Below are 13,356 nucleotides of genomic sequence, written 5' to 3'. Positions count from 1 at the left end.
ACTAATTTAGATGATGCCCACAATGTGGGCAAAAGCGCTTTAAAGGATGCTTTTCTCGCACTTGTTGCTCTATTTGCGCGCACTCTTGCTTGCTAAGACCCAGCTCTACTCTTAATTCGTCGAGATGTTCACGATCATCAAGACAAATTACTCCGTCTTCCATCAGTTGGTAAGCTGTTTCGCTGTATCTATCACGACGTTGGCGCAGTTGGTCGGAAAAGCTAGATGCCAATAAACCGGTGGGAATGGCCACCATCCCCATACTTAAAATGGTAATGATGCCACCGAATACCTTGCCTAACCCGGTGATCGGCACGACATCGCCATACCCTACGGTCGTCAGGGTGATCAATGCCCACCACATAGCCTTGGGAATAGAGCCAAACTTATCGGGTTGGACATCATGCTCTAGTAAGTAAATGCCACTGGCGGCGACGATTAAAATCACCGCCATAATAGAGAAGGCCGCAAACAAAGAGCCACTTTCTTCTCGAATGGTTTGCAGCAGCAGCTGCATGGCCCGCGAGTAGCGTGTGAGTTTGAAGATACGCAGCAGTCGTAAAACCCGCAAAAAGCGCAAGTCGAAGGACACAAAGAACACTAGTAGAGAGGGCAGAATAGCCAATAAATCGATAATGGCCATGGGCGAGCAAAGGTAGCGCAGGCGCCGTTGCGTATCACTCAAAGTGCTGTTCTCAAAGCGCTCCAAATCAACACTGGTCCAAAGCCGAGCTAAATACTCAAGGGTAAAAATGCTCACCGATATAAGCTCAAAATAAGCGAAAAAGCCAATGTGCTGTTTAGCAACACTGGGCACCGACTCAATGACAATAGCAATGACATTAGCGAGGATCAGGGCCACTAAAATAGCGTCAAAGGCGTAGCCGTAACGACGTACCCGGCCTCGTGATTCAAATACTTGTGCTAAAGTGTTTCTTATTCTTATCATCGTTTCTCATTCATTATTCAGCGGCAAGATCATCTCTATCGTGCCTTCTTCAAAATCGCGACGCACAGTAAATCCGAGCTTGCGAGCCAGCTCAATCATCCCGGTGTTCTCCCACAAGGTGGTCCCTTGAACGCTGGCAACCCCTTGCTCTTTACAGTAATCAATGGCCGCTTGCAGGAGCAGCCGGCCTAGGCCCAAACCTTGATACTGTGAGCCAATGACAATGGCAAACTCCGCAATGGCATTATCTGGGTCCATAAGTACCCGTGATACACCTAAGGTGCAGTCTTTAGCATGGTGTTTACGGGTGACAATAAAGGCCATTTCCCTGTCGTAGTCTATCTGGGTCATTTTCGCTAATTGTTCATGACTAAAATGGGGCATTTCGCCAAAAAAACGGCGATAACGATCCTCTTTCGACAAAGATTCATCAAACTCACGGTGTGCTTGCTCATCTTCGGGGCGGATAGGGCGCAGTAAGGCTTGAGAGCCATCTTTGAGTGTCACCGAGCGCTCCCATTCTTTAGGGTAGGGGCGAATGGCCAAGCGCTTACGATGTGCCAGGCGTTGGTAGTGACAGGTTTCAATACAAGCATCGAGCACCAAAAACTGGCCTTGTGTGGCAAGCAGTGGGTTTAGCTCCAAGTGATGAATATCCGGTTGATCGATTATCAGCTGTGATACCCGAGTGAGCAGTGCGCAGAGTCGATATTTATCCACTTTTTCTGGTAGCGTCCGCTCCTTGAGTACGCCCTTATCTTGGGCGCTGGCAATCAGGTACTTGGCCAAATTCATGTTTAACGGCGGCAGAGCGACTGCCGCTTGTGAAAAATCAAGGGCGCTCCCAGCCTCACCCAGCAGGATCACTGGCCCAAATTGGGGATCGGTTTTAATGGCAATGCGCAGCTCATGAGTACCGGCGCGCGGCACCATAGGTTGGATGGAAAAGCCATGAATATTTGCCTGTGGGTAGGTTTGCTTGATACGCAGCAGAATAGCAAATGCGGCTTGCTCAACCTCATGTGCATCATTGAGGTTGAGCAGCACGCCTCCGACCTCAGATTTGCTAGCTATGTCGGGGCTAATCAGCTTTAACACTACCGGAAAGCCACATTCGCTGGCCACCTCAGCAGCTTCGCTGGGAGTGGTGGCGATATGGGTAGTCACTGTCTCAATACCATAATAGGCCAACAAAGGCGCCGCTTGGTGGGTACTGAGGTAGGTTTCACCGCGACTTAAATGAGCATCAATAACACTTTGGGTGTCCTGGGCATTAATTGCTAACTCATCGACGATGGACTCAGGGGTTTGTGTTAAGTGCTTTTGGTTACGGCGATAGTTAATTAGGTGCATATATGCGCCCACTGCGCCTTCTGGTGTGCGGTAGGTGGGAATGCCCCCTTGGGCGCATATCTTGCGCGCTTCATAGGCGGCATTTTCACCCATAAAATTGGTCATCACAAAAGGACGACGACGGCTATCGACTTGGGCTACGGTATCGACAATGATTTTCGCATACTCAGTACTCGGCGCCAGTGCAGAAGGAGTGTGAATAATTAATAAGTTCTCCACTTCTTTGGCTTCGAGCAATATTTTCAAGGCTTGTTGATAGCGTCCCGGATCGGAGTCGCCGAAAATATCCACCGGGTTAGCGGCTGCTTCTGATTGTGGGATCACCGCATTGAGCGCCGCCAAGGTCTCGTCACTGAGCTCACAGAGTTTACCGGAGCTCTGCAGCAGGCTGTCCACAGCCATCACCGCCGGGCCGCCGCCATTGGTAAGGATACACAGCGGTTCGACTTTGAGCAGTTTAGGGTGCAGCGCCAGAGTTTGCGTGGCGGCAAATAGCTCGCGTAAATCAGCAACTCTGAGCATACCGGCACGCTGAATAAGGGCATCGTATACCGCATCTGAACTAGTGTTGCCGCCGGTGTGAGCGAAAGCAGCTTGGGCGCCGGCCTCGGTACGTCCGGTTTTGATAACAATCACCGGTTTACTAAAAGCGGCAGCACGGGCCGCAGAAATAAAGCCACGAATGTCTTTGAGGTTATCAATGTAAAGTAATACCGCTTTAGTGCGCGCGTCGCGACCGAGAAAATCAAGCAGCTCGCCAAAATCGATATCGAGGCAATCCCCGACAGAAACAAAATAAGAAAAGCCAATATCTTTATGTTCGGCCCAGTCTAAAATGGTTGAGCACACCGCTGCCGATTGGGAGATAAAAGCGAGCTTCCCCGCACGGGTGACCGTGTGTGAAAAGCTGGCGTTAACGCCTAAATGGGGGATCATCAACCCCAAGCAGTTGGGCCCCAGTAAATTCATTCCCAGCGTCTTACAATGCTGTGAGAGTGTGTGCTTTTGCTCGCTGCTAAGCCCGGCAGCGATAACAATAACATTGCGGCATTGGCGAGCGGCTAATTCACTAATTAAGCCCGTAATGGTCTGCTTATTGGTGCAAATCACCGCGAGACTGGGTGTTTGTGGCAGACTGGCAATATCGGCATAGGCCAGTACCCCATGTACCGCTTCATATTTCGGTGTGACTGGCATAATGGGGCCATTGAAGCCCCCTTGTAGCAAGTTACGCATCACGATGTAACCAGGGCGCGAGGGGTTATTAGAGGCGCCAATAACGGCAATCGATTGGGGGTTGAAGAACTGACTAATGCGTTTTACGCTCATAGCTCACTCTTTTTGGTACACTGATCACTGAAATATACTCTCACACTTGCTGCAAAAGGAAAGCACCAATGCACAAAAGTATAACGCACATCAATATATTACCGGCATTTTTGTTAGCTTTGGGGCTGGCCTCAATTGGCTTTTTGCTACACAACGCCATAGTGCAATTTAAAGCTATGGACAGAACAGTTACGGTTAAAGGTTTGGCTGAGCAGCAAGTGCCTGCAGATACCGCCATTTGGCCCATTGCCTTTACCGAGGCGGGGGATAAACTCGATGATGTGATGGCAGCGGTGGAGAAAAAGCAAGCGGCTGTGGTGGCTTTTCTAAAACTGCACGGTTTCAGTGATGAAGAGATATCCCTCGGTCAGGTTGCGGTGGTAGACAAGAAAGCCCAGCAATATGGCCCAGAGCAAGTGGGGTTAAGGTACTTGGTTACCGCGAATATGTCGGTGTACAGCCAAGACCCCGAGAAGGTTCGTCATGCGAGCAGTCAGATTAGCGAACTGGCGAAACAAGGAATTGCTGTCAGTGGCGATAGCTACAGCAATCGTATTGAGTATCTATTCACGAGCTTGAATGACTTAAAACCGCAGATGATTGAGCAGGCAACTCATAATGCCCGTGAAGTGGCGACTAAATTTGCCCATGATTCGCAATCAACGCTCGGCAAAATTAAGTCGGCGCGCCAAGGTCAATTTAGCATTAGCAGCCGCGATTCCAACTCGCCGCATTTAAAAAAGGTCAGAGTGGTGAGTACCATTGAGTATTACTTGGTGGATTAGCGGCCTATGAATTGGTTTCAGTCGTTAGGGCTAAGCGACCAAGTAAGGATAGCTTTTATGGAAAAATATAAGCGTTCTCCACGAGAACGCTTAATGTAAAAACAGATAAATATTATTTTCTGAAAGAGCTAGATTTCAAAGCTAGACAGGTAAGATTCAGTTGTTGCCCTTTGCTCGTATGTTTAGCTGTGAGCATAATATCGAGGCCGCCGAAGTTTTTCCTGCTAGCTCATATTCAAAAGCTGTAAAGGGTAGCAAGATTGCAAACGTAATCATGGACACTTTTTTGGGCGAAAGTTAATCAGCAGCCATATTAATTCTAAAAAGAATACAACTATTAGGATAAGTAAACCTGATAGGAGCGATAGGCTGAAGTAGATATCTAAAAGTAGAATTACGCCTGTTGCTAAGGCTGCTGAGCAGTGTATAGCATAGAGAGCAAGCGTTTTTATAGGTGAATTACAGCGCAGGTTTTTTCTCTTCCATTTTACTTTTAAGTAATATATTAGAAAAAATACTGCAATAATTCCTTGGGCTATCATTATGGTTCAACCATTACTCTTAAGTGTATTTCCTCGAGAGCCTCTTCCTCGTTTACTGGAGCCATTGTGCGAACCTATTGTGAAGAGTGTTGCACAGTGTCCAACTCTTACTACGGTTGAGGGCTTAGCATCAACTTCCTCAGCAAATTCACTCGCTAAATTGACATTAGTTGAAGGCTCTAACACCTCTTTTTCAACTGCTTTGAGCCCACTTTTCGCTTGTTGTTTAATAATACATATAAAAGAATTTACTACAATATAGTAGTTGCATGATAAGAGGGTATAAATGCAAAAAGGTGGTGAGCACCATTGAGTATTACTTGGTGGATTAGCTCCCAGGCTGCGGATTTTAGTGCGAACATAAAAAAGCCGTAACAAACATTTTGCTTGTTACGGCTACTGTTTTGCTGGCCTTATGCCTGCTTACTAGCGACCCATTCGGCAACCATTTCTTCAAGTAGGTTCAGTGGTACTGGACCATTTTTAAGCACGATATTGTGGTACTCACGAATATCGAATTTATCACCTAGCGCCTTTTTGGCTTGCTCGCGCAGCTCAACGATTTTCAGCATACCAATCTTATAAGCGGTGGCTTGTGATGGCATAACGATATGACGCTCAACCATTTTCACTGCGTCCGATGTCGCGTTAGGGGTGTTATTGACGTAGTAGTCGATACCCTGTTGACGCGTCCAACGTTTAGCATGGATACCGGTATCTACAACCAAGCGGCATGCGCGCCAAAGTTCCATCGCTAAACGGCCAAAGTCAGAGTAAGGGTCTTGATACAGCCCCATTTCTTTTGGCAACAGCTCTGAGTACAGTCCCCAGCCTTCGGTGTAAGCGGTAAAACGCCCGTATTTACGGAAGTTAGGCACGCCTTCGAGCTCTTGGGCAATGGCGATTTGCATGTGGTGGCCTGGGATCCCCTCGTGATAAGCCAAGGCTTCCAATTGATAGGTGGGCATGGCTTCCATGTCATACAAGTTAGCGTAGTAGACACCTGGGCGTGAGCCATCGGGAGCCGGCTGTTGATAGAAGGCTTTACCCGCTGACTTTTCGCGGAATGCTTCAACACGTTTTACTTTTAGTCCGGCTTCAGGTTTTACTAAGAACAGCTCATCGAGGCGTCCCTTCATGTCATCAATCACACGGATAGCTTCATTTAGGTATGCTTCGCGACCGGCTTCGGTATCAGGGTAATAGAACTGCTCATCGGTTTTCATAAACTCCATGAACGCTTTTAAATCGCCCTCGAAGCCCACTTTTTCTTTGATGGCGCGCATTTCATCATGAATACGCTGTACTTCCGCAAGGCCGATGGCGTGGATTTGTTCCGCACTTAAATCGGTGGTGGTGGTGCGCTCCAGCATGGTGTTATAAAAGGCTTTACCATCAGGAAACTTCCAAGCACCGTCACGGTTATCGGCGCGTTTTTCAAGTTGCTGTAGGTAGCTGATTAAGCCGTTATATGCTGGCTTGACTGAGACTTGTAGCGCTTCGGTGGCTTCGGCAACTAAGGCGCTCTTATCGCCATTGTCGATATCTAGCTTGTCGACTTTGCGTTTAAAGTCGGCCAATAAGGTAGAGTCTTTATCACCACCGAAGGGAGCACCTTTAATGATGTTTTGGCTGGCTTCAATGACGTGTGGGAATACAAATTTCGGGGCAATGATGCCTTTGTCTGCGCGAGTTTGTAAATTGGTTTGTAGCTGTGTAAATAGCTTAGGCACCCCATTTAAACGAGCAATATAGGCTTTGGCATCCTCAACACTACTGATTTGGTGTTGGTTGATAAGGAATGCTGCCACCATAGAGTGGGTGCCAAACATTTGGTTAACCGGGTAGTTATGGTAGCGCCATTGGTAATCAGCGATGCTTTGCTCTAGGTTTTGTTGCATTAGGTCATAGCTGATCTGGGTATTTGCATCGAGCTTAGCGCGATCTATGGTCGCCAGCGTGGCGAGATCTTTTTTCGCTAACGCTAAATCCTCTTTAGCGCGTGCTTCGCTTTCATCGTCCCATTTGTCATAGTCTTTTTTAATGCCCATGTAGGTTTGGTACACAGGGCTGCGCATCACATTTCGGTTAAAGACTTCTTCGAAAAATGCATTGGCCTTTGCTACTTCCGATTGCACCACTTGCTGCTGTACTGGCGCACTGTTAGCAGTGCTGTTATTTGCTGGGGTGCCTTGGCAGCCAGCCAGTAGTGCGGCACTGACAGTGGCCGCGATTAGAGTGAGCTTACGCATAGTTAGATACCTATTTCACTTGTTGTTTTAATATTGCACATAGCGCCAAGTATCACAGTCGTTAGGCTAAATGCAGGACTGCGCTATTGGCTGCTATATCGCTAAAATGGATTCAGTGTATACCCTTGTTGTTGTAATTGTGCATGGGCGGTCATGGCAGAAAGGGCCATGCGGACCCCAGGCAACAACTGCTTAGCATTGATGTTGTTGTGCTTTGCCGATTGGCCGCACACATACACTTGGGTATTATTTGCGAGCAGTTGGCGAATTAACGAAGCGTTGGCATTATCAGCGGCAAATCGCGCTTTATATTCACTGCTTTTGAGTACATCTTGGGTCGCATCGCCATGAACCACCAGTGCCAATGCGATATTTTTTGGATTCACGCCATGGGCCACATGCATATTTATAAACCGGGCTAATGAGTTGATGTGGTTATTTTGCTCACCAACCGGTGCCCCAGAGGCCACGTCAAAGGCAATTTTAAAGTGCACGTCCTGGCCAATAGGGTCACTCTCGGGCACCGGATAAAAGAGCCCAAAGTCTTTAATGATCGGCTCATTAGTCGCGCTGTGCGCCGTACCAGCCAACAGTGTTACTAGCAAAAACACCCACTTCATTGTGCTTATCCTTCTGTGTTTGTGGCTACTTTATAAGCCGAAGTTTAATCGTCAACAAAGAGCGCAAGTAACTCATTAAGGTAACGATGACCCTGAGCTGTGACTGTTAGTTGGGTATTATCTAATGCCATTAACCCTAACTGCTGCGCTCGTTGTAGCTGCGGCTCAATATGCGATAACGCCAAGCCGGTCAGCTGGGAAAATTCAGTGATAGGGCAAGGTTCCATTAACCGCAGGCGATTCATCATAAACTCAAATGGCCGCTCTTGTTCGCTGACTGACCAGTCGCGATACAAATATGGCTTGGTTAAATCCATATAGCCGCGCGGGTGCTTCACCTTCTCAGTACGCATAATCTGCCCATCGGGCTTGGTTATTTTGCCATGAGCGCCACAGCCTGTGCCTAAATAATCGCCGAATCGCCAATAATTTAAGTTGTGTTGGCACTGATGTCCCGGCTTTGCGTAGCCGGAAATTTCATACTGCTGGTAGCCCGCTTCGGCCAACAGTGCTTGCCCCCTTTCTTGGATTTGCCATAAGGTGTCATCCTCTGGCAGGGTCGGGGGCTTGGAGTAAAATTGCGTGTTAGGCTCAATAGTAAGCTGATACCAAGAAATATGCGGGGGTTGCAGCGCGATGATTTGTGTTAAGTCTGCCAATGCATCATCAATAGACTGGCCGGGGAGGCCGTGCATCAAATCGAGGTTAAAGCTGCGAAGGCCAACATCATGGGCTTGTTTTGCCGCATTGATGGCTTCTTCTTGGCTATGAATACGGCCCAAGGCTTTCAGCTTATCTTGTTGCATTGATTGCACCCCGATAGAGATGCGATTGACGCCGGCTTGAACATACTCACTGAAACGCCCCGCCTCAACTGTGCCTGGGTTTGCCTCCAAGGTCACTTCGGCATTTTCCTGCAAGGGAATGAGCGCTCTTACACCGTCAAGCAATTGTTGCATGGCCTGACCGGAGAGCAAGCTTGGCGTACCACCGCCAATAAAAATACTGTGAATAGGGCGTCCGCAGGCGAGCGGCGCGTCATTGCGCAGGTCGCCAAGCAGATGCTGGACATATTCTTGCTCAGGGATTTGTTGGCCTTTTTGCGCATGGCTATTAAAGTCGCAATATGGGCATTTTTGGACACACCATGGGATGTGAATATATAAGCTCAAAGGTGGAAGGTGTTGCACTGTTTAGCCTTTTAACGCGCTGAGTAAGTGGCGTAATGCTTGTCCACGATGGCTCAGACGATTTTTTTCTTCCTTGCTTAGCTCGGCGCTGGTTTTTTCCAAACCATTTACTTTGAATACCGGGTCATAGCCAAAACCTTGGGCACCGCTGCGCGCTGAGGTGATTTCTCCTTCCCAAGTGGCCTGGCAGATTAATGGCAATGGGTCGTGTTGGTGGCGTACCAGCACTAACACACAGCAAAAGCGGGCACTGCGTTGTTTTTTACCTTGCATGGCCGCGAGTAATTTATCTATGTTGTCGTCATCGTTGGCACTCGCCCCAGCATAGCGAGCGCTATACACACCGGGAGCACCATCAAGGGCATCAACAATCAATCCGGAGTCATCGGCGATTGCAGGGAGACCCGTTTCGGCGCTGGCATGGCGAGCCTTAATAATGGCGTTTTCAACGAAAGTAGTGCCAGTTTCTGCAACATCGCTTACCTGGAACTCACTTTGTGGTCTTATTTCAATATTTAGCTCGCTTAACAGCGCACTGAGCTCAGCAACTTTGCCTTTGTTACCTGTGGCTAGCACCCAAGTGGTCATGTATTCTCTCTTAGTGTTCGTACAACTTTTGATGGAAACGCAGCACTTCAACTGTGTTTCCTTGCGTTAAGGTTATTTCAAAGCGATAAACTTCTTCGTTATCAAAGCGCATTTGGGCTATGTAATAGATGCTCTCGCCTTCTTTAATTTCTTTAAAGGTTAACTGTTCTGTTTGACCGATGAGATTTTTGGCGCTGCCTTGAATGTCGACGGCTTGGGCTTGGTTATTTTGTAATACCGAAATATTGATCAGGGCTCTATCGCCAGCCCGTTCTAAGTCATAGTTACGCGCAACTTCTGCGGGAACGGATGTTGAGGGAAAGGCAATATAGTGTACTTGCCAGTGACCCAAGTTTTTAAATTGGCCCCCTTGAACTTCGGCTTGCTCGCCATAGCTGGGGGAGATGCTGAGTATGCATAACAGCAATGCAGTGAACAGGGTTTTCATAATATGACTCCTGTGGTTAGGCGTTGGCCTTAGCTCGACCAACGCACCCTTTACCCTTAAGTGTACCAGAGATCAGCAAAGCCGGGGCTTGCTGCGAGTTCAGATTAGCCGATAAAGTCCATAAACAAAATTTGTAAGAACTGTAAGGCGATAATCAAGACAAGGATAGAAAGATCCAAGCCACCAAGGGGTGGGATCACCTTGCGTATCGGTCTTAGCATGGGTTCAGTAAGTTGATGGAAAATCGCTTCTATAGGATTGTAACCTTGGCTGACCCAGCTCAAAATGGCGCGAATAATGAGTACCCAGAACAGTAAGTTAAGACCTTCTTTAACGACTGTTAGAGCGCCGGAGATAAGCACCGTAGGGGCACTCCAGCCGCCGTGAAACATCATCAGAAGCACACTGACCTTGGCAAAGGCAACAATGAATGCCAGCACCAGTGAAGCGATATCCAAACCGCCAAAACCGGGGATGATTTTACGTAATGGGTTCACTGCAAAACTGGTGGCCTTCACCACAAATTGGCTCAGCGGATTATAGAAATCCGCTCGCACAGCCTGCAGCCAAAAGCGCAACAGCACCACCATTAAAAATAGATCGAATACGATCCCAACAAGAAATTGCATGGCATTCATGAGCTTAGTCTCTTCGCAAGTTAAATTTCTTTTTCCATCTCTTGGGCACGGGCAATACAGGCATCCATGGCTCCGGCAACAGTCTGTACTAGGCCTTGGTCTTTTAGGTGCTCAACGGCAGCGTGGGTGGTACCGCCTTTAGAGGTGACGTTAGCGCGCAGTTGCGAAATGCTAATATCGTCCTGCGACAAGGCCATCTCCGCTGCACCCAAAGCTGTTTGTTGTACTAGTGCACGAGCTTGTTGCTCATCAAAGCCCAGTGCTTTGGCTTTTTCTTCAATGGCTTCCATAAACAAGAAGAAGTATGCGGGTGAAGAGCCAGTGACGGCAATAATGTTGTTAATTTGCGCTTCTTCATCAACCCACACAGCGATACCGGTGCATTCAAATACACTTTGAATGAAGTCCCGTTCTTGCTCGTTGATACCTTCGGCATACAGGCCTGATACACCACGGCCCAATAATGAAGGCGTGTTTGGCATGCAGCGCACCATTTTCACTGGTTGGCCGAGCATTTCTTGTAAGCGCGCAACAGTAATGCCCGCCGCCACGGAAATAAACACTTTGTCGCTAAAATCAACACCAGCATCAATAAAACTTTGCGCTAAATCCGCCATCATTTGTGGCTTAACCGACAACACGATGACATCGGCCTTTTCAATCGCTTCAACGTTATCCGAGGTGGTTTGTACACCAAAGTCAGCGGCGACCTTCGCGAGTTTTTCCTGATTACGGTTGGTAGCAATAATGCGTTCTTTCGCAAAACCGTTTTTCACCATGCCGCCAATAATGGCGTAGCTCATGTTTCCAGTACCAATAAACGCGATGGTTTTTTGTGACATATAAACCTCAACTTGTTGTGTTATTAGAATATACGATTCAACGTCCTAGCTGCGCTCTCCAAATATAGCAGTGCCCACTCGGACCATGGTTGAACCGGCGGCGATGGCCGCATCCACATCAGCACTCATGCCCATGGACAAGGTATCTAGCTGTGGATATTGGGTCTGTAGTTTATCAAAGCAAGCCTTTAATTTCTCGAAAGATTGCAGTTGCGCATCGAAACTGTCGGTTTTTGCCGGGATTGCCATTAATCCGCGCAGGTGCAGCTGTCGACTATTGTCAACGAGTTCAGCCAACTGCGGCAATTGTGCTACTGAACAGCCAGACTTATTGTCGTCGTTATCGATATTCACTTGAATGAGAATATTGAGCGGTTTCATATTCGTGGGGCGCTGCTCATTTAAACGCCGAGCAATTTTTTCCCTATCAACGCTTTGCACCCAGTGGAAGTGCTCGGCAATCGCTTTGGTTTTATTACTCTGAATGGGGCCTATAAAATGCCATACTATTGTCTTATGGTCGTTAAGTGCCTGCACCTTCTCAACACCCTCTTGGACATAGGATTCAGCAAATTCTCGGTGACCATGATCAAAAGCCGCTAAAATATCTTCTAAGGGTTTTTTCTTAGAAACGGCGATTAAAGTGATGTCTTTTTCATCGCGATTGCATTTTTTTGCCGCCGTAGCGATTCGGGCGTAGGCGGCATCGAGTCGTTCTGCTATTGTAACCATAAAGTTATCAGTTAGTTGTGGAGTCCTGTTATGGATATTACTGAATTATTGGCCTTTAGTGTGCAACACAAGGCCTCGGATTTACACCTTTCAGCCGGTGTATCGCCGATGATTCGTGTCGACGGCGACGTGCGCCGTATTAACATTCCCGTGCTTGAGGCCAAGGAAGTCAGCGGCCTTGTCTACGACATTATGAACGATAAACAGCGCAAAGAATACGAAGAAAACCTAGAAGTGGATTTCTCGTTCGAGGTTCCTGACTTAGCGCGTTTTCGTGTTAACGCCTTTAATTCTAACCGAGGCCCAGCAGCGGTGTTTCGTACCATCCCCAATGAGGTGCTGACCTTGGATGATTTGGGCGCGCCGGAGATATTTAAAACCATCTCGGAAAACCCACGTGGTCTGGTATTGGTGACTGGGCCAACAGGTTCGGGTAAATCAACCACCTTGGCGGCGATGATTGATTACATCAATAAATCACGCCACGACCATATCCTCACCATTGAGGACCCGATAGAATTCGTACACCAAAACAAGCTAAGCTTGATTAACCAGCGGGAAGTTCACCGTGATACGCACAGCTTCAACAATGCCTTGCGCAGTGCGTTGCGTGAAGACCCCGACGTTATCTTGGTCGGTGAGCTGCGGGACTTAGAAACCATTCGCCTAGCGATGACCGCAGCAGAAACAGGTCACTTAGTGTTTGGCACCTTGCACACCACCTCAGCACCAAAGACCATTGACCGTATCATCGACGTCTTCCCCGGTGAAGAAAAAGACATGGTGCGTTCGATGCTTTCAGAATCACTGCGCGCGGTTATCTCGCAAACACTGTTGAAGAAAGTGTCGGGCGGGCGAATTGCGGCACACGAGATTATGATAGGTATCCCAGCGATACGAAACCTTATTCGTGAAGATAAAATCGCGCAGATGTACTCGTCGATTCAAACTGGCGCTGCGCATGGTATGCAGACCATGGACCAGTGCTTACAAAACTTGCTAAACCGTGGCCTTATCAGCACACAGGCAGCGCAGGCGAAAGCCCATGATAAGACCCAATTCGGCATGTCGGGTCAGTAGTAGGATTA

General features: G+C 48.0%; 12 protein-coding genes. 2 read left to right on the top strand and 10 right to left on the bottom strand.

What is annotated here, in order from left to right; genetic code table 11:
- Nucleotide 1: 1 nt before the first annotated feature.
- Together EXT46_RS16230 and EXT46_RS16225 are read right to left on the bottom strand one after the other, a co-directional pair.
- Complete coding sequence (locus tag EXT46_RS16230) at nt 2–949, bottom strand: ion transporter (RefSeq protein ID WP_130148531.1); 948 nt, start codon at nt 947–949, stop codon at nt 2–4.
- A 6-nt stretch (nt 950–955) separates the two neighbouring features.
- A complete protein-coding gene (locus tag EXT46_RS16225; RefSeq protein ID WP_130148529.1) occupies nt 956–3,631 on the bottom strand; it encodes a bifunctional acetate--CoA ligase family protein/GNAT family N-acetyltransferase in 2,676 nt (891 codons plus the stop codon).
- 68 nt (nt 3,632–3,699) lie between these two features.
- Here EXT46_RS16225 and EXT46_RS16220 point away from each other — a divergent pair, with 68 nt between their 5' ends.
- Nucleotides 3,700–4,416: an SIMPL domain-containing protein gene (locus EXT46_RS16220; RefSeq protein ID WP_130148527.1), complete on the top strand. Its 717-nt coding sequence runs from the start codon at nt 3,700–3,702 to the stop codon at nt 4,414–4,416.
- Nucleotides 4,417–5,371: 955 nt separating this feature from the next.
- Here the strand turns inward: EXT46_RS16220 and EXT46_RS16215 are convergent.
- The 8 genes from EXT46_RS16215 to EXT46_RS16180 all read right to left on the bottom strand — a co-directional run bounded on the left by EXT46_RS16215 (nt 5,372) and on the right by EXT46_RS16180 (nt 12,268).
- Nucleotides 5,372–7,210: a DUF885 domain-containing protein gene (locus EXT46_RS16215; RefSeq protein WP_130148525.1), complete on the bottom strand. Its 1,839-nt coding sequence runs from the start codon at nt 7,208–7,210 to the stop codon at nt 5,372–5,374.
- Between the two features lie 101 nt (nt 7,211–7,311).
- Nucleotides 7,312–7,830 carry a DsrE family protein gene (locus tag EXT46_RS16210; protein ID WP_053910612.1) on the bottom strand — a complete coding sequence of 173 codons (519 nt, stop codon included), beginning with the start codon at nt 7,828–7,830 and terminating at the stop codon, nt 7,312–7,314.
- A gap of 44 nt (nt 7,831–7,874) precedes the next feature.
- Nucleotides 7,875–9,020 carry a radical SAM family heme chaperone HemW gene (gene hemW / locus EXT46_RS16205; protein ID WP_130148523.1) on the bottom strand — a complete coding sequence of 382 codons (1,146 nt, stop codon included), beginning with the start codon at nt 9,018–9,020 and terminating at the stop codon, nt 7,875–7,877.
- 3 nt (nt 9,021–9,023) lie between these two features.
- The gene (locus tag EXT46_RS16200; protein WP_130148521.1) at nt 9,024–9,608 is read right to left on the bottom strand and encodes an XTP/dITP diphosphatase; all 585 of its coding nucleotides are present in this window, start codon (nt 9,606–9,608) and stop codon (nt 9,024–9,026) included.
- 10 nt (nt 9,609–9,618) lie between these two features.
- Nucleotides 9,619–10,056, bottom strand: coding sequence for a DUF4426 domain-containing protein (locus EXT46_RS16195; protein WP_053910609.1), 438 nt, complete (start codon nt 10,054–10,056; stop codon nt 9,619–9,621).
- Nucleotides 10,057–10,160: 104 nt separating this feature from the next.
- On the bottom strand, nt 10,161–10,694 hold the full coding sequence (locus tag EXT46_RS16190; protein ID WP_022946320.1) for a YggT family protein: 534 nt from the start codon (nt 10,692–10,694) through the stop codon (nt 10,161–10,163).
- 20 nt (nt 10,695–10,714) lie between these two features.
- On the bottom strand, nt 10,715–11,536 hold the full coding sequence (gene proC / locus EXT46_RS16185) for a pyrroline-5-carboxylate reductase (protein WP_130148519.1): 822 nt from the start codon (nt 11,534–11,536) through the stop codon (nt 10,715–10,717).
- A gap of 45 nt (nt 11,537–11,581) precedes the next feature.
- Complete coding sequence (locus tag EXT46_RS16180) at nt 11,582–12,268, bottom strand: YggS family pyridoxal phosphate-dependent enzyme (RefSeq protein ID WP_045979572.1); 687 nt, start codon at nt 12,266–12,268, stop codon at nt 11,582–11,584.
- A 30-nt stretch (nt 12,269–12,298) separates the two neighbouring features.
- Here EXT46_RS16180 and EXT46_RS16175 point away from each other — a divergent pair, with 30 nt between their 5' ends.
- Nucleotides 12,299–13,348, top strand: a complete 1,050-nt coding sequence (locus tag EXT46_RS16175) for a type IV pilus twitching motility protein PilT (protein ID WP_022946317.1) — start codon at nt 12,299–12,301, stop codon at nt 13,346–13,348.
- The last annotated feature ends 8 nt before the right edge of the window (nt 13,349–13,356 follow it).

Origin of the sequence: Pseudoalteromonas sp. CO325X, from assembly GCF_004208955.1 — a bacterium.
GTDB classification, from domain to species: domain Bacteria; phylum Pseudomonadota; class Gammaproteobacteria; order Enterobacterales; family Alteromonadaceae; genus Pseudoalteromonas; species Pseudoalteromonas ruthenica.
The sequence above is the reverse complement of the archived record's forward strand: the minus strand, read 5'-3'. Positions and strand labels throughout refer to the sequence as shown.